This is a genomic window from Streptococcus sp. E24BD (genome assembly GCF_041807825.1).
Taxonomy (GTDB): domain Bacteria; phylum Bacillota; class Bacilli; order Lactobacillales; family Streptococcaceae; genus Streptococcus; species Streptococcus entericus.
Window position 1 is genome coordinate 1 of sequence record NZ_JBGTZB010000016.1, and the last position, 21343, is coordinate 21343.

Sequence of the window (21343 nt, forward strand, 5' to 3'; positions counted from 1 at the left end):
CAAGTTCACTGCAGAGCACTTCAGTGAGTATGGTATTGTTTATGAGCCACAATCAACACCGGTTCCGCCAACGTCAGATTCAACACCAAATCCTGTTCCGACCCCAGGAACCCCTGGTCAAGGTGGGGACACCTCAAATCCTGGTAACCCAGGCATTAACCAAGGTAACACACCAAATACTGGCAATACACCAGATAAACCTGTGGACAAGGCTAAGTTGGCGACTGATTTGCTTAAATCAATTGATGCATCCAACTTGACTGACGAGCAAAAAGGCGATTTGGCTGTCAAGGTGGCCTTCGCAGAAACTGAAGCTGAACTCGAAGCCATCAAGGCAGAAGTTGCTAAGCTTGTTAAATCGACAAGCCGTTCAGCTACAGCTCCTGCAGCTTCAGCACNTTTGGCTGTCAAGGTGGCCTTCGCAGAAACTGAAGCTGAACTCGAAGCCATCAAGGCAGAAGTTGCTAAGCTTGTTAAATCGACAAGCCGTTCAGCTACAGCTCCTGCAGCTTCAGCACCAGCCTCAGCGATAGCAGGTAAGAATGTACTCCCTGCAACAGGCGATGCCCACACAGCTCTAGCCGCTGTCGGCGCAACAGCCCTCTTATCAGCCCTAGGCTTAGCCGGACGGAGAAGACGAGTTAGGTAAGTTAATAAAAACTAGATTGGCCATGAGCCAGTCTAGTTTTTTACGCTTTTATTTCTTAGGATACCTCATCTAAATCTAAACTATGGTATAATAATCCTATGACAAATTTAGATGCATTGACAAGGTTGAAAAAAGAAACGTTATCCTCAGTGACGGTTCTTTTCGGAGAGGATGTTGGCTTGTTTGCCCATATGAAAGAGACCTTGCTGAAACAAATTGGCTATCATCCAAGTGACCTGACCTACTCTTATTTTGATTTGTCGGCAACACGTTATAGTGATGTTGCTATGGATTTGGAGAGTCTGCCTTTTTTTTCAGAAGAAAAAGTAGTTATTTTGGACAACGTCCTAGACATCACGACAACAAGAAAGTCTTACCTGACTGAACAGGAACTAAAGCAGTTAGAGGTCTATCTGGAACATCCACTAGAGACAACACGATTGATTATCTGTGCGGCTGGAAAACTGGATGGAAAGCGACGGCTGGTCAAGTTACTGAAGCGTGATGCCCTTCTTTTAGAAGCTAGTCCCCTATCAGAAGATGAATTGCAGAAGTATTTTATCAATCTGGCTCGGACATCAGGTCTATCTTTTGAGGCGGGAAGTTTTGATGCTTTGATGAGAAAGTCCCAGTATGATTTCGGACAGTTGTTAAAAAATATGAGTTTTTTGACCAACTACAAAGGCTCAGGCTCAGCTATTTCTTTGAAAGACATTGACGAGGCTATTCCAAAGAGTTTGCAGGATAATATTTTTGATTTGACTAAGTTAATCTTGTCAGGGAAAGTGACTGAAGGTCTGGGATTGGTGGCTGATTTGCGCTTGCAAGGTGAGGATGAGGTCAAGTTAATTGCCATTATATTGGGGCAGTTGCGGTTGCTCTTGCAGGTTAAGTTGTTGTCGCGACGTGGTTTTAGTGAGCCTCAGCTAGTCACAGAGTTGTCTGATTATCTTGGGCGGTCGGTTCATCCTTATCAGGTGAAAGTTGCTCTGAGAGATGGTCAGCAGTTGCCTGTGGAACGGTTAAAAACAGCCATTAAGACTTTGATTAAGACGGATTTTGAGATTAAATCAGGACTTCATGAGAAAGCTTATTTGTTTGAGATTGCCCTGTTAAAACTGGCTAATCAGTCCCATAAAAGCTAACAAATGTGTCGTGAGAAGGATAGCAGGCAAAAATCTTGAAAGCTCTGCCATTTTACCGTATAATAAGAGTATCAAAAGAAAAGAGGTATTGACCAAATGGCGATTATTTTACCAGACTTGCCTTATGCTTACAATGCATTAGAACCTGTGATTGATGCGGAAACCATGACACTCCATCATGACAAGCACCATGCGACCTACGTGGCTAATGTTAACGCTGCGCTTGAAAAGCACCCAGAAATCGGTGAAGATCTGGAGGCTTTGCTGGCTGATGTGGACAGCATTCCGGCTGATATCCGCCAAGCTGTCATTAACAATGGTGGTGGTCATTTGAACCACGCGCTTTTCTGGGAACTCTTGTCTCCAGAGAAAACAGAGGTACCATCTGAGCTTTTGGCTGATATCGAGGCAACTTTTGGGTCATTTGACAGCTTCAAAGAGGCTTTCACCGCAGCAGCAACGACACGGTTCGGTTCAGGTTGGGCTTGGCTAGTGGTTAACAAAGATGGCAAGCTCGAGGTTACTTCGACTGGTAATCAGGACACACCGATCATGGCAGGATTGACCCCAATCCTTGGTTTGGATGTTTGGGAGCACGCCTACTACCTTAACTACCGCAACGTCCGTCCGAACTACATCAAAGCTTTCTTTGACATCATTAACTGGACTAAGGTGGCTGAGCTCTACACGGCAGCCAAAGCTTAATCAGGCAGACTATTTTATTGACAGAGGCTGGGACTAATCCCAGTCTTTTTAAGCATTTCATGAGATGTAGTTAAGTTGCCTAACCTTATTCATGTTAGCCAGCTGTTTGAAAATTTGGTATAATAGACCCAAGAATCTATCTCTGTCAATGACAGCTTAGTTAATCACTGACCTGATGGTCATCGCTTGAGGGAAACAGAGCAGAAAGGAATAGCCATGAAATTAGTCTATACCGATTTGGCAAATGATTTAACACAACTCTTAGCCCAGCAGGCACAAAGCTATGCTGATGCTGGTAAGAGGGTGTTTTACATTGCCCCCAACTCCTTATCGTTTGAAAAAGAGCGTCGTGTCTTGGAATATCTGCCGAGTCGGGCTTCCTTTGCCATCACGGTGACGCGTTTTGGTCAGATGGCGCGCTATTTGACCTTGTCTCGTCAGAAAGGTCAGAAAACGATTGATGAGCTAGGGTTGACACTGGTGATATATCGGGTTTTAGCTGGTTTGACTGATGGGGGACTCCGTCGCTATCAGTTGCTCGGCACTGATCCAGCCTTTATCGCTCAACTAGTTGATTTTTATAAAGAATGGCAGAGCAGCGACTTAGATTTAACCGAACTAGCTGCTTTTGAGAGTGATAAGCTATCAGATGTCTGTCTTATCATGGAGAAAGTTAATGAAGCCTTGGTTGACTTAGATTTTTCAACACAGTCGACCATCAGCCAGTTGCGAGATGATATAGAAGCAGGTTTGCTGACAGAAGACCTTGCTCAGGTGGTTGTTCTTATCGATGGTTTCACACGATTTACTGCAGCGGAAAAAGCACTCATCCATCAGCTAGATCAGACTTGTCATGAGGTAATGATAGGGACTTACGCCAGCCAATCTGCCTACAAATCACCTTATCAAGCAGGCCAGCTCTACCAAGCCAGTGTTGAATTTATAAGGCAATTAGCAGAAGAATTTGCCACTAAGCCTACTTATATGACCTTAGGAAGCCCTGAAACTTTCTTTAGTCGAGTGACTGCTCAATTAGAGAACCGTTATGCTTACCGCGACGTTGATAGCTTTCTCACCGATGATGACAAATCTAGGATTCAGATCTGGCAAGCCAGCGGTATCAAAGAAGAGTTGGAACTTGTCGCACAGCGCATTCGCCAGAAGTTAGATGAAGGGTATCGCTATAAGGATATGCTGGTTTTGCTTGGCGATGTTGAGGCCTACCAGTTACAGCTGGGGCAGGTTTTTTCGACCTATGCCATCCCCTACTATCTCGGTCAAGCAGAATCGATGGCAGATCATCCCTTGGTTCATGTTGTCGATAGCCTTGAGCGGCTCTATAGCTATCAGTTTCGTGCAGAAGATGTTCTAAACCTCATTCAGTCAGGGCTTGTGGGACAGCTTGACCAGATGGCGATTGACCAATTTGACCGCTATGTGAGTTATGCCTTAATTAGAGGGAAAAAAGGATTTTCAGAACCCTTTGTTAAAACAAACGGGCGATTTGACCTCGACCAACTCAATCAGACGCGCCAAGCCATCATGAATCCTTTGCTGGCATTTATGCAAGCAGATGGCTTGCCTGTCGAGAACGTGCTTGAGCACTTGTTAGGCTTTTTTGAGTCTGTTGATTTACGTCACCATTTAGCAGCTCTCGCTTCAACAGGCAGTCAGCAGGAAGCAGAAAAACACGAGCAGGTTTGGAAAACCTTTTGTGCGCTTCTGGAACAGCTTCAGCTGATTTTTGCTAAAAAGACCTTACCTTTGATTGAGTTATTGGGACTACTCAGGGCGGGTATGCTGGCTGCGACCTATCGGATAGTCCCTGCAACCCTTGATGTGGTTAACATTAAGTCTTACAACTTAATCGAGCCCCATACCAAGCCGTTTATCTTTGCCATTGGGCTCAGCCAGTCAAACTTCCCAGAAATTGTCAAAAATGTCAGCCTGCTGTCAGATGAGGAGCGTCTGTCCATTAACGCCCATCTGACAATAGGGGAGCTAGACCTTCCTGGCGGAGATAACCTGAAGCGAAATAATTACACTATGGTGTCCTTGCTAAATGCAGCGACACAGGAATTGGTCTTGTCCAGTCCGACCATGCTTGGTGAGACCGAAGACACAGCATCAACCTACCTGAATCAGCTAGCGGAGTTGGGCTTGCCTGTCGTTCACCACAAGCGCTCATATTACTCTCCTGTTGATGTGGCAACCTATCGTAGCCTCCTGTCTCGTTTGGTTGAGGCCTATCAGACAGACCTTGATCTTGACCAGCTGGATAAAACATCGGCCGATTATTGGTCGGTCTTGATTCGTCGCTTACGTCGGAAAATGGCAGAGCAGGGTTTGGTGTTACCTGAGGTGATTGCAGATGTGGTAAGCAGGTCACTTAGTCCTGAAACCCTTGCTGTGCGGTACCCGAAAGACTCTTCCTTACGCCTATCAGCGTCGTCGCTCAGCGATTTTTATAACAATGAATATAAATTTTTCCTGACCCATGTCCTGCGCCTGCAAGAGGAAGACAGTATTTTACCAGATGCTAGACAACACGGTATTTTCTTTCATCGGGTGTTTGAATTGGTGACAGCAGATAAGTCTAAGACAGATTTTGATGTCAAGTTGGATAGGGCTCTAGAGCAGGCGAGCCAAGAGCCAGAGATTGCGATGCTTTACCAGCAATCAGCTCAGACACGGTTTGCCCATGACTTGATGACCAGTATGATTCGTCAGACTGCCCAAGTGTTAAAAGAACAATCGCCTGTCGATATTGTCGGTGAAGAGCTTAATTTTAGCTTTACCAATCAGAAGAAAGCCACTTTATCTGGGGGGCGCGAGCTCGTCATCACTGGTAAGATGGATCGTCTCGACAGACTGTCTGATTGCCAAAGTTATGGCGTTGTCGATTACAAGTCGAGTGACCAGCGCTTTAAGCTTAATGATTTTTACAACCGATTAAGCCCTCAGTTGTTGACCTATGTGGCAGCTCTGAAACAATCGAGCGACTTTTCGCAAGTCGAGGACATCTTTGGTGCCATGTATCTCCAAGTTCATCACCCTCTTGTTACACTATCTAAAACAAGCTCCGCAGCTGACTTAATAGCAGTTGCTCACCAAGATGTCACCTATAAAGGGCTGTTCATCACCGACCAGACAAGTTTCCTCGATCAGCGTTATAGCAGCAAAAATAATACCTACTCAACAGAAGAGTTAGCTGTGCTACTTGAGTATAATGCCTCCCTCTACAAACAGGCAGCTGAACGCATCTTAGCCGGTCATTTTGCAATCAATCCTTACACGAGAGATGGTCGCTCAGTTGCAGGTGATCAGCTCAAAAGCATCACACGCTTTGAGGCTGATCTGCATCTAGGCCAAGCTAGACGGTTGCAGCAGTTCCCACGTGCGGAACAGCGTGCACTGATTTTTGGAGCAATGAAAGAAGAATTGGCTAAGGAGAAGGAGGACCATCATGCGTGAACCATTTTTAACAGAGGCTGAGATTGCGCGATTGGCTGAGGCAGAGCAGACGAGTGATAAGAAACAAAAGCGGACTAAAGAGCAGATTGAAGCCATTTATAGCCACGGTCAGAATATTCTGGTGTCTGCTTCAGCTGGTTCGGGCAAGACCTTTGTCATGGTGGAGCGTATCATTGATATGCTAAAACGTGGGGTTAGTATCAAGGAACTGTTTATCTCAACCTTTACCGTCAAGGCAGCAGGTGAATTAAAAGAACGCTTGGAAGATAAACTGACAGGCTTGATTGCCAAAACCAGTAACCCTGAGCAGCTAGCGCATTTGTCACGTCAGTTGGCGGATGTGCAGCTGGCAGATATTGGTACCATGGACGCCTTTACCCAAAAGCTGGTTGGCGAATACGGCTACCTTTTGGGTTTATCGCCGAAATTTCGGATATTGACAGATAAGTCAGAGCAAGATTTGCTGAAAAAAGAAGTGTTTGATGACCTGTTTGACGATTACATGAGGGGGACATCAGCGTCAGTCTTTAAGCAGTTGGTGCGCAATTTTTCAGTTAATCGTAAGGATGTCAAGGCCTTTCGTCAAGTCGTTGATCAGATTGTGACCTTTGTCCAGTCGACGCCAAATCCTCAAGTCTGGCTCAGGGAGAGCTTTTTACCTGAGGAGAGGTCATCTGAAGAGGTTTTAAGTGCCCTTAGACAGTCAGGGTTAGGCTTATTAGATGACCTAGAGCAGTTTTTCCAAGCTCACCTCCGGCATGAAGCTCAGCTATTTCCCAAAGCCAAATATCTGGAAAATGTGCAAGTAATCGTAGATCGGTTGACGCTAGTTGAGCTGACAGTAAGCCTTGAGGAGCTTGAAGAGCAGTTGCAATACGTGGTTGATATGGCTGCGACGTCCAACGGTCGAGGCCTGACCAATGCGACACGAAAAGAGGATACCAAGATCATCAAAGAGGTCTATAATGCCAATCGTAAGGACTTGATTGAGCAGGTGAAGGCTTGGTTGGCTCAGCTCTATCAAACGCGAGTTGTACTAAATTATCAAGATGGGGCATTGCCACTACTTGAGGTGCTTCAAGACTTTGCTAGTGATTTTTGTCAGCAATATTTGCAAGTCAAGCAGCAGGAACGGGCTTTTGAATTTTCGGATATTAGCCACTTTGCGATTCGGCTCTTGAGTGAGTTTGATGAGGTGCGTGAGGCTTATCGTCAGCGTTATCAAGAAGTGATGGTCGATGAGTATCAGGACACCAACCATACGCAGGAATGCTTATTGGAACTTTTATCGCAAGGCAATAATCGGTTCATGGTGGGTGACATCAAGCAGTCCATCTATCGTTTTCGTCAGGCAGACCCTCAGATTTTCAATCAAAAATTTAAGCAGTATCAGATTGATTCGTCAGCTGGTCGCTTGATTTTGTTGAAAGAAAATTTCCGTAGTCAAACAGAAGTTTTAGAAGCGACAAATGCAATCTTTACTCGCTTGATGGACGAAGAAATTGGTGATTTGGTTTACGATGAGAGCCACAACTTAGTAGCCGGTTCTCCTGGTCAGACCATTGCAAACACGGCTAATCGTTGCCAATACCTTATTTACGATACGGACCAAGAGCTTGATGACGATGACACCAATACGGTAACTCAGGGCGAGGTAGACCTCGTTGTTAAGGAAATCATTGCCCTGCACCAATCAGGGGTACCATTTAGTGACATCACGCTTTTGGTGTCCTCGCGCTCACGCAACGATGGCATTTTGAGGACCTTTGACCGCCACGGTATTCCTTTGGTGGCTGATGGTGGCGATATGTCCTATCTTCAGTCGGTCGATGTGCTCGTCATGCTCGATACCTTGCGCACCATCAACAATCCGCTCCACGATTATGCTCTGGTCGCCTTGTTGAAATCACCCATGTTTTCCTTTACTGAAGATGAGCTGGCGCGAATCAGTTTGCAAGCTGACGAGACCGAGCGTCTCAGTTTTTACGAGAAACTTTGTCTGGCTCAGCAAGGTGATGGGCAACATCCTCATTTAATCTTACCGGCATGTCGTGACAAGCTCAGCCATTTCCAAAAGTACCTGACAAAATGGCGGCAGTATGCTAAGGGACATCGTCTTTATGACTTGATTTGGCTGATTTATCAAGATCGACTCTATTATGACCATGTCGGACTTTTGCCAAATGGGGAAAAACGTCAGGCTAATCTCTATGCCTTGGCGCTTCGTGCCAATCAGTTTGAAAAAACAGGGTTCAAGGGCTTACCACGCTTTATTCGAATGATTGACCGTATTTTAGCGACAGATAATGACTTAGCTAGTGTTGAGCTAGCACCGCCTAAGGATGCGGTTAACCTGATGACCATTCATAAGAGCAAAGGGTTGCAGTTTGCTTATGTGTTTATCTTGAATATGGACAAGGTCTTTGACCAACGTGATGAACGTGCTCATTTAGTCATCAGTCGTCAACATGGCGTGGGTATCAAGTATATTGCAGATGTCTCTGCTGATTTAGCAACAGAGACAGCACCTCTCAAGCAGGTGTTGGTGTCACTGGACACCATGGCTTATCAAGCCAATCAGCGTGAGTTAAGACGTGCTAGTTTATCTGAGCAGATGCGCTTGCTCTATGTTGGCATGACGCGGGCAGAAAAGAAATTGTATTTAGTTGGCAAGGGAAGTCCAGAAAAGTTAGCTGAACGATACGAAGGTCAATTGATTGATGGACGGCTGCCCGTAGCTCATCGTGAAAAACTATCATCTTTTCAAGATTGGGTGTTGGCAGTGGCTAAGGCAGATAAAGACTTACCGATAGAGGTGTCCTATGTTCGAGATGAGGATTTGACGCCAGAGAAAATTGGTCATTTATCTTCTTCTGTGGCTGACTGGTCTAGTCGACAGCAAGCTGTGCGACAGACTGATGACATCAAGCTGGCTTTGGAACGCTTAGAGGATGTTGAGATCCTTAATCAGCGTTACCGCTCAGCGATTAACCTGCCGACCGTCCGAACACCAAGCCAAATCAAGGAGCGTTACCAGCCCATCCTTGACAGTCAAGCCCTGTCGGTGATGGAACAGGTGAGTAAGCCTGCTCGTTTTGACTTGCCGATAGTTGGGGGAGAGACAGTTGCCACAGCTCAGCTTATCGGTTCGGCTGTGCATGACCTGATGCAGCGCGTCGAGATGAAGCCATCCGTGGCTCTTGAAGACTTGAAACAGGCACTAGATGAGGTTCCTGCTAGCGCACAGGTCAAAGCCAAGATTGATTTGGAAAAATTATTTGGCTTTTTTGACACATCGCTAGGACAGCTGTTAGTGACACATGCGGCTCAGCTTATCCGTGAAGCGCCTTTTGCCCTATTGACCGTAGATGAGGACAGCAAAGAGGAATTTGTTGTACGGGGGATTATTGATGGTTTTGTTCGGTTGGAAGACAGGATTATCCTGTTTGATTATAAAACAGATAAATACAGTGACCCTAGTCAACTAGTGGCACGTTACCGCCCACAGATGAGCCTTTACGCTCAAGCCTTGCAACAAGTTTATGGCAACCAACACATTGAACAGTATCTAGTCTTACTGGGGGGCGATAAGGTTGAGGTGGTTAGTCTCTAAAGACTATCGTGATAAGATAAAGTGAAAAGGCAACCCTTTTCAGTGAGATTATAATGGACTAATTGATGAGAGAGTGGGGCATTTTATGACAGTGTCTCACTCTTTATTGATAGGTAACATCTTTGCTTGGCGCTACCTGACAGTCATGACATGAAAAAGGGGGAAGAATTTTTCTTTTGCCCCTTTTATTTTTATAGAAAAGTGGTACAATAGGTCTAACGATTTTTTGAAAGGACTGGATATGAAGAAAAGTTTTATTGATCAGCAGGGTGAGATTTCTTTTGTCAAAAATACCTTTACCCAGTATTTGATTGACAAATTAGAGATTGTCGAAGTGCAGGGACCGATTTTGAGCCGTGTCGGTGATGGGATGCAAGATAACCTATCTGGGGTGGAGAATGCGGTGACGGTCAATGTGAAATTGATTTCAGACGCTGTTTATGAGGTGGTGCATTCCTTAGCAAAATGGAAGCGACATACCTTAGCACGTTTTGGTTTCAATGAGGGAGAAGGGCTCTTTGTCCATATGAAAGCCTTGCGACCGGATGAGGATAGTCTCGATCCGACCCATTCGGTATATGTGGATCAGTGGGACTGGGAAAAGGTCATTCCTTCGGGGCAACGCAATTTGGCCTATCTTAAAGAAACGGTGGAGCAGATCTATAAGGCTATCCGTCTGACAGAGCTAGCAGTGGAAGCTCGCTATGATATTGAGTCTATTTTACCCAAGCAGATTACTTTTGTTCACACCGAAGATTTAGTTGCTCGCTATCCAGAGTTAACCAGCAAGGAGCGGGAAAATGCTATTGCAAAAGAATACGGAGCCGTCTTTCTCATCGGTATCGGAGGTGTTTTGGCTGATGGTAAACCTCATGATGGTCGGGCACCTGACTATGATGATTGGACAACGCCGTCAGAGCAAGGCTACAAAGGCTTAAACGGAGATATTCTGGTCTGGAATGATCAACTGCAGGCAGCATTCGAGTTATCCTCTATGGGTATTCGAGTAGATGAGGCTGCTCTTCGCCATCAGTGCGAATTGACAGGGGACACCGAGCGTTTGACCTTTGACTGGCACCAATCCTTGTTAAACGGTGAATTTCCTCTGTCCATCGGAGGCGGTATCGGTCAGTCTCGTCTGGCAATGTTTCTCTTGCGGAAAAAACACATTGGAGAAGTTCAGTCCAGTGTTTGGCCAGCGTCTGTTCGCCAAGAATTTGAACACATTTTGTAACCCATGCTGATAGAAGATCATATTTTTCAACACAGACAATTTCAGGTGGATAAGTTACTAGCTTATGGGTTCAAAAAAGATGGCGAGGTTTATCGCTATAAAACACCCCTTCTTGATGGTCAATTTGAAGCCCATCTGATGATTTCTGAGCAAGGTCAGGTGTCTGGTTGTTTGATTGACACAGATTTGGCTGAGGAGTACACCGCTTTTCGAACCAAGCAAACAGGCGCTTTTGTCGGTCAAGTCAGGGAGGCTTATCAAGCATGTTTGGAACAGATTGCCCATTCTTGTTGCTCGGAACAATCGCTTGTCTCGCGACAGGGTCAGGCTTTGGAGCGGTATCTCTCAACGACATTTGGTGATGTTGCAGAGGAATTTGGACGATTCAAAGGCATCTACTCTTTTAAACATCCTGCTAATCAAAAATGGTACGGTCTTGCATTGCGCCTGCCTTTTGGAAAGTTAGACTTAGGAGATGAAGGCTATTCGGCTGAAAGGTTGGAAGAAGAGGTTGAAGTCATCAATATCAAAATCGATCCAGCAGCTCAAGCAACTCTGATTAGCAAACCCGGCATCTATCCTAGCTACCATATGAATAAACAGCACTGGGTGACCATAGTGCTTGATGGCGGACTAACGGATGAGCAACTAGTTGAGCTTGTCACAGAGAGTAGGGAGCTCGTCAGCCAGTTGAAAGCACAATCGGATTTGTCAACAGATTATTGGATCATTCCTGCTAATCCAAAACACTACGATATTGATAACGATTTTGCAAGCAGCCGCTTTGTTTCTTGGCCACAGAAAAAAGGGATGGCAATTGGTCATACTGTTTATATTTATCTGACAGCGCCCGATCGTTGCCTAAGATATGCTTGCCGAGTGGTTGAAGTATTTCCTGATAGGCAGGAAATGCTGTTGGAATGTTTGGCAACTTTTTCCGATCACACCTACCCGATGAGTTTCTTACAAGAGCATGGTGTCACCAACATCCGAAGCACCAGGCGAATGACAAAAGAACTGGTAAAGGCCTTGGCAGGAAAGTAATGGTTGCTGACACTATTGTTAATGTCGTGTTTAATGCTATAGGCAAATATTGGGCAGCCTGATGAGCATGAACAACCCCCTGCTACCGATTGGAGTAGCAGGGGGCTTTCTCATGTGTGAGGTTTTGATAAGTTCACAAAATGTACCGATATTAGAAGGTTTAGTAGTGAGCTTAGTATGATATAGAATTAGTTAAGCTTTCGGACTTATCTAGCCTATGACCATGTAAAAGGAATGCTCTTGTCGCGGTGTTTTTCAATAAAGGCATAAAAGCGATTTTTGGAAAGGTTGAGATGCTTGATTTCTAGTTCGGTCTCAAGCAGTTCAAAAATGTTCATGCAGGCTTTCGCTAATGTCAGCCCTTCAGGTTGGTTACGCAATACCATAATAATGGCAGTATAGCACTTGAGAGCAAGGTGCTCATTAACGTAGGTAGCGAATTTGGCACATTTTATTTCTTGCCTAAATGATTGAATGATGGCTTCGGCATCATCAAGTAAATGCCGCTGGTATAGAAAGCGAATCCCGTGAAAAATCACCATCATAATACTCTTTGGAGTAAGCCCAGTTGGTTTCCCTGAGCTTAGAAATGAAATAGCTTGTTGACTTCTAAAGCGTACCATCGCAGGAGAGCATTCGTCTAGAATAAATGAGTATAAGAACCATTCTAAATCACCCCATGTTTCAATAGACGACAGATAATTTTTTAGGAAATCCAATTCTTTTTGGAATTCCGTGGTACGATGATTTAATATCGAGAGATGCGCATCAATCATATCGTTAATCAGTTGCTTGAGTAAGGGATGGTCAGCGTAGCGGTCTTCAACAGAATGTCTAGCAAGTTGTGCTAACTGATAAAAATCTCGCGTGTCATAAAGCTCGTTGAAATCTTCAAGAGGTGCAATCAGCTGCGTAATGCTATCGCCATGATAACACCTCAGAAAATCGCCAACTGGCACCGATACGGAGCAAGAGACGCCCGAATTGATCGACAGAAATACCAACTAAATCCCTTTCGAATCGGCTAAGGAATTGTGGGCTAACAATGTCACCCGAAGCTTCCTTGAGTTTATAACCCCGTTGTTGGCGCAACTTTCTAAAAGCAGCGCCATAACTTGTTATTGACTGTGACATTCAAAAAATCCTCCAACAAATAAATTTGAATAACCCTTTGCAGAAACCAGCACAGATGGCTTCTAGTAGTTATCCGCTATCTATTATAGACCATCTTAAGCATTATTGGTGAAAAATAGTACAAAATTTATAAAAATAATAGCATGACCTTTAGTTTTGGTGCTAAAAGAAACATATAGGGGAGTTTTTAGAGACTTTGTGACATAGCCGAGCTGTTGTGCAAGCCGTAAGCCTATCGAGCTAATCAGTGTTTGTTGTTTTCGATATTTTAGAAAAATTTCAGAAAAAAACTGGAAACATTTTTATTGTTAAAATCCTATCAAAATGCTTGACTTTTTGAGCAAACGGTTGCATAATGAGAAGTGAACTATAAATTAAAGGAGTTTCTTTTATGGCACAAGAGACAAGAACTAAAGGATTCAGAATGTGGAAATCTGGCAAGCGCTGGTTATTTGCGATAGGGGCTTCAACGGCTATTTTTTTAGGCACAGGAGTGCAAGCGGTTGCTCAAGGCCCTGACGAACTCAACCAGCAGACGGACCAATTGCCACAACACATCACTGCGACGGATACTGTCAGCAATCTTGTGATTGAGCCAGAGACCGATTCATCAAAACATGGTGAGGTTTTGGATGCTCATTTGGCAGAAGAAGATGATGAGGTTGATCATATTATCGGAGATGATAGCCAAATTCCCAGTGAATTTTTACGCAGTGCTAGTCCAGTGACAGCTGTCCCAAGTTCCGTTGATGTCACAACAGCAAAGCCCGTGACGATCTATTATAAGCCTACACAAGATGAGGGGGATTACTATGCCTATGTCTGGGGTGATGGACTTGAACAAGAACAACAGGGCAAAGACGTACAAATGACAAAAGAGGGGGGACAGTATAAACTAACTGTTACTCCCAAAAAAGATGCGACTTTCTTTAACTATATCATTAAGAAAGGTACAGATTGGAATAGTAAAAAAACAGGCGATATGACTGCCACGGTCAACCCTTACACCGAGACAAGCATTTATGTTGGCGATGATTTTTACTCTCAGATTTCTAACCTACAAACAGAAGCTTTTGATAAAAAGTTTGGTTATGAGGACAAACGCGTTAGCGAAACAGCCCCAGATAAGTTTGAAACTGTCGGTAGTTTAGGCCGCCTAGGAGCGACATTACATGATGATGGGACTGCTACAATCAACCTTTGGGCACCGACAGCTAAAGAAGTAAAGCTTAATCTTTATAAGGGATTAACAGAAAAATCAGCGATTGATAGAACTGTTAATATGGTTAGAGGAGATGTCGCTAATCCAGATGACCATACTAAAAATACCGTTGGCGTTTGGACTTATACGATTGACCAACAATTGTTGAAAGAACTAAAGATTGAAACAGCGAAAAATCTGGCTTATGACTACACCCTTAGCCTACCTAACGCCCACTTTATCCAAGTGGAAGAACAGCATGTTGAGCTAAACGGGCGAAAGAAAGTATTAAAAGTCTACCGTAACTCTGCAACTGAGAAAGTTCTCAATTATCATCATAAAGATGAGAAGCAGACTGTTCTAGGTCAAAACCGTGAAGCCACTCGTGAAGAAATTGCAGCCTTTTACGCAGGCGATGTCATTAAGCGTAAAAACAATAGCAGTGAAATTGAAGTTACCGAACATACGCACCGTCAAGTCACCACTCAAGACCCATACTCGGTAGCTGTTATCCAAGGGGGGACACGGTCAGTCATTCTTGACCCAAGTAAGGTTGGTGATAAGGTAACAATCACTAAGAACAAACGTGCCAAAACAAATTCAGAAGTGAGTGTTCTGGAAGTAAATATCCGTGATTTTTCAATTGATGAGTCATCAGGTGTTAAGAAAGAAGACCGAGGGAACTATCTCGGATTTGTTCAAGAAGGGACAAAAACGCCAGATGGCACGATGACTGGTCTTGATTACCTCAAATATCGTGGTACCAATTACTTGCAAATGATGCCGCTTAACGATTTTGAGACGGTTCCAGAGTTGGATAAAGACGATCCAAGGAACACGCAAATTTCAAGATTTGAGAAAGACGGTGTTCACGAAAATCAGCAAAACTGGGGCTATGATCCAAAGAACTATAACGTGCCAGAAGGTTCTTACGCCACTGATCCAAAAGACCCTGAAAATCGCATCAAAGAACTCAAGCAGATGATGCAAAAACTCCACGATGCCGGTCTTAACGTCATATTGGACGTGGTTTACAATCACCTCTACCATGGGCAAAAAAATGTCTTTGAACAAACTGTTCCTGGCTATTTCTACGCCATCAACCAGCCTGCCAACGTGATGAACAACGATATTTTTGTAGGCAATGCGGTGCGTTCTAACTCTGAGATGATGAGACGTTACATTGTCAATTCAACAGCTTTCTGGGCAGCTGAGTATGGCATGGATGGCTTCCGATTTGATGCCATGAGTGACCTTGATGTCAAGACCCTGAACGATGTCCGTGACGCTTTGAATAAGGTTGGTGAGAATATTGTCACTTACGGAGAAGGTTGGGACAGTATGGGTAAATACTTGCCTGAGGGTCAGGCAGGTAGTGATGCCCATGGTAAGAAAATCCCGACATACGGCTTCTTTGATGCAACCAGCCGAAACGCCATTGTTGGGCATGCTCACGATAGTCATCTGGATGCGCCCGGATTTGTGAACCAGGCGGTAGATGACGGAGAGAGAAAAAGGGTCAATAATCCAAATATAGACAAAACGACCAGTCTGGCGAATAGCCTACTGGGTGGAGACCGTGGAAAATATGCCAATGCCTCTCAGCAACTTAATTATGTTGAGTGCCATGACGGGATGACTTTGAGTGACATTTTGAAACGTTATAACGTTATTGACACGCGTGACCCACAGCGCCATTTAAATCGTGTAGAGTTAGCGACAGCTATGAGTGCTTTGGCACAAGGGATTCATTTTTCACAACACGGTCAAGAGTTCTTACGAACAAAAATGAACTCCGTAAACACTTATAACTCTGGTGATGAGTACAACAAGATTGACTGGACTTTAGTGACAAAACACTCAGATGCAGTAAACTTTTCTAAGGCTATTACCCAGCTACGTTTAGCAGAGCCATTGTTCCAGTTATCTGAATATAAGGATATTGACGAAAAAATGGTTGTAACGAACGCTCAAAATGGTTCAGGTGTCATCACTTATGAGCTTCGTCCTGATGGTAAAAATGAGAATGTTAATGGCAAGTACCTTGTTATCTTTAATAATAATAAGGGTGATGGTGAGTCTTCACTAACTCTCGGTGGTGATGAATGGTACTATGGCGGTAAGCAGGATATGGAGAACCACAAGAACCTTGAAGGTAACCGTGGTGTCATCAATTCAACCAACGATTTCAGTAAAGCCTTTATCGTTACGACAAATGCTAAGAAACTTTATGACAAAATTGGTCAAACGGTTGGTGAGAAAAAATTGACGGTAGATCCGCTGTCTGCAACGGTACTCTTTATCCCAGCACCTGCAAAAGCTGTGGAGTTGAAAGATGCTGAGCGCGTGATTACTTATGTTAATCGAAAAGGTGAAACTGTAGCGTCTGAAAAGAGGCAGGCAGTAACTTATTTGACCGTTGAGGAAACAGCACCGGAGTTGAAATTTGGCTTTGAAAAATCTCAGATTCCAGTGACCACAACTGATTTGGGACATAAGGAAAACATTGTCAACAAGGTTTCCCAAGAAACGCCAACTGTCAAACGTATCTATGTAGCAACAGATGCTTCAGGACGTGCCATTAAGGCAAATATTGAATTAAATCAGGTTCAAATCGGTGACGATGGCAATCCAGTTGATACCGACCAAATCAAATGGAAACTGATGACACCTGTTGCTTTTGTGGAACAAGCACCAAAAGGCTTTAAAGACCAGACTACCTACACAACTGATAAACAAAAATGGCTCTCTCAAGCGTGGGATAACGTAGCGGAAGTTCATCATCCGAAGGTAGAAAATCACCATGTTCAATCTGTTAGTCCAACTGAAGCAGGTGATAAAGAAAAAGTGAATATTGGGTCTGTTCAACTTGGTCAAGCGACGGCAACGGTCACAGTGACCTATGCTAAGGAAAGCGTAGCTAGAATTATTTCTGAAAATGACCCTGAGAAAAAATTGCCTCTAAATGAAGCTGCAGCTAATAGTGAGTATATGGTAAAAGGCTTAGAGGGCGATGCGATTGCATTTGCAGTGACTGATGATGTCTTGAAGCGAGAAGGTTACACTTATACAGTTAATGGCAAAGCTAATTTGACAGAGGCGTTGGCTGATCCGGCGGGTGTCTTTGGTGAAGAGGAGAAAGTCTTTAGAGTCGTTTATGAGGAAAAACCTATCCCAGCCTTGATTATTCAAGATATCGCAACGACGACAATCCCAGCGATGAAGATTGAGAATACAGCTAAGACCACAATCCCAGCGATGAAGATTGAGGATATAGCCACGACGACAATCCCAGCAATGAAAATTGAGGATACAGCTAAGACCACAATCCCAGCCTTGATTATTCAAGATACCGCAACGACGACAATTCCCGCGTTGATGATTGAGGATACGGCAACAACCACAATCCCAGCGATGAAGATTGAGAATACAGCTAAGACCACAATCCCAGCCTTGATTATTCAAGATACCGCAACGACGACAATTCCCGCGTTGATGATTGAGGATATTGCAAAAGCCACAATTCCAGCGATGAAGATTGAGGATACAGCAACAACCACAATTCCAGCGATGAAGATTGGGGATACAGCAAAAACCACAATTCCAGCGATGAAGATTGAGGATACGGCAAAAACCACAATCCCAGCAATGAAAATTGAGGATACGGCAACAACCACAATCCCAGCAATGAAAATTGAGGATACGGCAACAACCACAATCCCAGCAATGAGAATCGAGGACACGGCCACGACGACGATCCCAGCGATGAAAATTGAGGACACGGCCACGACGACGATTCCCGCGTTGAAGATTGAAGATACGGCAACAACCACAATCCCAGCCATGAAGATTGAGGATACGGCAATGACCACAATTCCAGCCATGAAGATTGAGGATACGGCAAAAACCACAATCCTAGCGTTGAAGATTGAAGATACGGCAACAACCACAATCCCAGCGATGAAAATTGAGGATACAGCTAAGACCACAATCCCAGCAATGAAGATTGAAGATACGGCAACAACCACAATCCCAGCCATGAAGATTGAGGATACGGCAAAAACCACAATCCCAGCAATGAAAATTGAGGATACGGCAAAAACCACAATCCCAGCGATGAAAATTGAGGATACAGCTAAGACTACAATCCCAGCAATGAAAATTGAGGATACAGCTAAGACCACAATCCCAGCAATGAAAATTGAGGATACGGCAACAACCGCAATCCCAGCGATGAAGATTGAAGATACGGCCACGACGACCATTCCAGCATTGAGAATTGAGGATATTGATAAAGATGGGCAAAAACCTCTAGCAGAGCCATTTGAACGTCGACTTGTCGATACACGAACAGGTGTTACTGTTATCCTTGACAGACGTGAATCTTCTGATATTGTTTCCCTACGTGTTGTTCCCAAGATTCTATCTCCTCAGGAAACACCAGAGAGTCTAGTAGAACAGGATTATGATTTGTACGATATCGATCTAGTGAATAGAGAGGGTAAAGTTGTCAAAATGGCCTATTCTGTTAGAGTTCTCTTGCCGGTAGACCCTGATAAAATGGTTAAACAAGTTCTTTATCTACCGGAAACATCTCCTGTAAGAGCCCTTGATTTTACACTTGTTGAGTCAGGTCGATTTGTGGAGATTATAGCGAAAAGCTTTAGTCAATATGCTGTCATTTATCATTCTCAAATAGTATTAACTAATCAAGAAGATGATGAAGCTCGTAGCATCCAAGAACCAACAGAACAGATTATTGTGCCAGCTTTAGATCGTCCAACAGCAATAACTGTTGCCGATAGCACTGGTGTAGCATTGACGTTGCCAAGCACGGGAGACAATGACTCTGCAATTTCTCAGCTAATTGCTGGTGTTACTTTAATAACACTTGGCTTGGTTGGAGTTTCTCGTCAAAAGCGAGAGAAGTAAAGAATTGCTAAAGAGATGACTTTAGCTGAGTATGAGAGGAGACGAAATACCGTCTTCTCTTTTGCTATACTCAAAGTTTTGAGGAGTCTGGGGTTAATTTAGCTATTATAATCACAGTCTTTGGCTGATATAATATCTGTTAACGTGTTATCAACGTATCAGCTGCATAAGATATTTTTTAATGAGCTAGCTAGAGCGTTTTAATCAGAGGTTTTGTGAGTTTGTTTCGGAGTCTCTAATCGATTTACCAGTGGTCTTATGCGGTTTTTGAGGTATCGTCTAATCAATTATTATTGTTATTTTGCTTTTCTGGTCAGATTGTGATACACTGATGGTAGAATTTATTCGTTAAACAAGAAAGGTAAATGATGATTATTTCAGCAGTTTCTCAAGGGCTTTTATGGGCTGTCTTAGGGTTGGGTATTTTTATGACCTACCGTATTTTGAACTTTCCTGATATGACGACGGAGGGCTCCTTTCCGCTGGGAGGTGCAGTTGCTGTAACGCTCTTGGTGCAAGGTGTTCACCCATTATTAGCCACGTTTGTGGCAGTGCTAGCGGGCTGCTTAGCTGGTCTGGTGACGGGGTTGCTCTATACCAAAGGCAAAATCCCCACCATCTTGGCTGGGATTTTAACCATGACAGCTATTCATTCCGTGATGCTCTTTATCATGGGTAGGGCTAATCTGGGTTTGTTAGACGTGGACACGCTTCAGTCAGCTCTGCCATTTTCCCAAAGCATCAATCTCCTCATCATGGGGCTTATCGTCGTGAGCTTGGTTATTGCTGCTCTCATCTTTTTCCTCCATACTCAGCTGGGCCAAGCCTATGTGGCGACGGGAGATAATAAAGAGATGGCGCGGAGTTTTGGGATAAACACTGACCGTATGGAAGTACTAGGCTTGGTGCTATCAAATGGCGTGATTGCGTTGGCTGGAGCGCTAATTAGTCAACAGGATGGCTATGCTGACGTGGGTAAGGGAACTGGTGTTATTGTTATTGGGCTAGCTTCCATTATTATCGGTGAAGTGCTCTTGGCTGGTCATCTGACCCTGCTTGAGCGACTTTTAACGATTGTTGTAGGGTCAATCTTTTATCAGTTGTTGATTGCCCTAATTATTACCCTTGGCTTTAATACCAGTTACCTGAAATTCTTCTCGGCGCTGGTTCTGGCTATCAGCCTGATGATACCTGAATGGCGCAATCTGGTGCTGAAAGGAGGACGTGTCAAATGACAACAATTGTATCCCTGAAACAAGCCACCGTGGCTGTGGATAATGGACTTGACCAGAAAAAAATTATTCTCAATCAGGTCGATTTGGATATTGACGAGCAGGATTTTATCACCATTTTGGGAGGCAATGGCGCTGGAAAGTCGACCTTGTTTAACGTGTTGTCTGGGACCTTGCCCTTGACCAGCGGTCAGATGTTGGTCAGAGGAGAAGACGTGACGCGACTTCCTGCTCATGAGCGGGCGCGTTACTTGTCTCGGGTCTTTCAAGATCCAAAGCTAGGGACTGCCCCTCGGATGACAGTTGCTGAGAATTTGCTGATTGCCCTAAATCGTGGTGAGAAAAGGCAGCTTGTCCCGAGGCAACTTGACCAGCAACGCGAAAATTTCCAATCGCTACTCGCTCAGGTTGGCAATGGCTTGGAGAACCATCTGGACACGGCAACAGGGCTCCTATCAGGTGGTCAACGACAGGCACTCAGCCTTTTGATGGCGACCCTCAAAAGACCCGACCTCTTGCTCTTGGATGAACATACGGCAGCCCTTGATCCAAAAACTAGTCAGTCCTTGATGAGATTGACGCAACGCTTTATCGATGAGGGCAACTTGACCGCACTCATGATTACCCATCAGATGGCTGATGCCTTGACCTATGGTAATCGTCTTTTGGTCATGAAGGATGGGAAAATTATCAAAGACTTGCGTGCAGAAGAAAAGAACCTTATGACAATGGCAGATTATTATCAGTTGTTTGATTAGAACAGACTTGATGATGGCAATTAACTAAAAAATGACTGAAACTATTGACAGTTACCATTATATTTGATAGAATAAATGTGTTAGATATGTGAAAACATTTATTCGATGGGGCCTTAGCTCAGCTGGGAGAGCGTTTGGCTGGCAGCCAAAAGGTCAGGGGTTCGATCCCCCTAGGTTCCATGATAGACTGGAGTTACCCAGTTTTTTTATGGTTTCATTAGG

12 protein-coding genes and 1 tRNA gene are annotated in these 21343 nt (G+C 44.2%); 11 read left to right on the forward strand and 2 right to left on the reverse strand.

Annotated elements, in window-relative coordinates:
• The 7 genes from ACERC5_RS05280 to ACERC5_RS05310 form a co-directional block, all read left to right on the forward strand.
• Positions 1-649 (forward strand): LPXTG cell wall anchor domain-containing protein (locus tag ACERC5_RS05280; RefSeq protein WP_373660326.1); only part of this gene is annotated, 649 nt, incomplete at its 5' end.
• A gap of 98 nt (positions 650-747) precedes the next feature.
• A complete protein-coding gene (gene holA / locus ACERC5_RS05285; RefSeq protein ID WP_373660327.1) occupies positions 748-1794 on the forward strand; it encodes a DNA polymerase III subunit delta in 1047 nt (348 codons plus the stop codon).
• A gap of 96 nt (positions 1795-1890) precedes the next feature.
• The gene (gene sodA, locus ACERC5_RS05290) at positions 1891-2499 is read left to right on the forward strand and encodes a superoxide dismutase SodA (protein WP_373659095.1); all 609 of its coding nucleotides are present in this window, start codon (positions 1891-1893) and stop codon (positions 2497-2499) included.
• Positions 2500-2715: 216 nt separating this feature from the next.
• Positions 2716-5973 carry an ATP-dependent nuclease subunit B gene (gene rexB, locus ACERC5_RS05295; protein ID WP_373660328.1) on the forward strand — a complete coding sequence of 1086 codons (3258 nt, stop codon included), beginning with the start codon at positions 2716-2718 and terminating at the stop codon, positions 5971-5973.
• Entirely contained in the window at positions 5963-9586 is a 3624-nt protein-coding gene (gene addA, locus ACERC5_RS05300; protein ID WP_373660349.1) for a helicase-exonuclease AddAB subunit AddA, read from the forward strand. The genes rexB and addA overlap by 11 nt, the downstream gene beginning before the upstream one ends.
• Positions 9587-9827: 241 nt before the next feature.
• Positions 9828-10820: an aspartate--ammonia ligase gene (asnA, locus tag ACERC5_RS05305; RefSeq protein ID WP_373660329.1), complete on the forward strand. Its 993-nt coding sequence runs from the start codon at positions 9828-9830 to the stop codon at positions 10818-10820.
• Positions 10821-10865: 45 nt separating this feature from the next.
• On the forward strand, positions 10866-11864 hold the full coding sequence (locus tag ACERC5_RS05310; RefSeq protein ID WP_373660330.1) for an MmcQ/YjbR family DNA-binding protein: 999 nt from the start codon (positions 10866-10868) through the stop codon (positions 11862-11864).
• Positions 11865-12079: 215 nt separating this feature from the next.
• Here the strand turns inward: ACERC5_RS05310 and ACERC5_RS05315 are convergent, their stop codons facing one another.
• On the reverse strand, positions 12080-12823 hold the full coding sequence (locus ACERC5_RS05315) for a hypothetical protein (protein ID WP_373660331.1): 744 nt from the start codon (positions 12821-12823) through the stop codon (positions 12080-12082).
• Positions 12783-12998: a helix-turn-helix domain-containing protein gene (locus ACERC5_RS05320; protein ID WP_373660332.1), complete on the reverse strand. Its 216-nt coding sequence runs from the start codon at positions 12996-12998 to the stop codon at positions 12783-12785. Before ACERC5_RS05320 ends, ACERC5_RS05315 begins: the two co-directional genes overlap by 41 nt.
• Before the next feature lie 391 nt (positions 12999-13389).
• Between ACERC5_RS05320 and ACERC5_RS05325 the strand changes: the two genes are divergently transcribed.
• The 4 genes from ACERC5_RS05325 (at position 13390) to ACERC5_RS05340 (ending at position 21301) form a co-directional block, all read left to right on the forward strand.
• Positions 13390-19131, forward strand: coding sequence for a KxYKxGKxW signal peptide domain-containing protein (locus ACERC5_RS05325; protein ID WP_373660333.1), 5742 nt, complete (start codon positions 13390-13392; stop codon positions 19129-19131).
• 368 nt (positions 19132-19499) lie between these two features.
• Positions 19500-20366, forward strand: a complete 867-nt coding sequence (locus tag ACERC5_RS05330; RefSeq protein WP_373659097.1) for an ABC transporter permease — start codon at positions 19500-19502, stop codon at positions 20364-20366.
• The gene (locus ACERC5_RS05335; protein ID WP_373660334.1) at positions 20363-21121 is read left to right on the forward strand and encodes an ABC transporter ATP-binding protein; all 759 of its coding nucleotides are present in this window, start codon (positions 20363-20365) and stop codon (positions 21119-21121) included. The genes ACERC5_RS05330 and ACERC5_RS05335 overlap by 4 nt, the downstream gene beginning before the upstream one ends.
• A gap of 107 nt (positions 21122-21228) precedes the next feature.
• Positions 21229-21301: transfer RNA gene (locus tag ACERC5_RS05340), tRNA-Ala, on the forward strand.
• Positions 21302-21343: the final 42 nt, after the last annotated feature.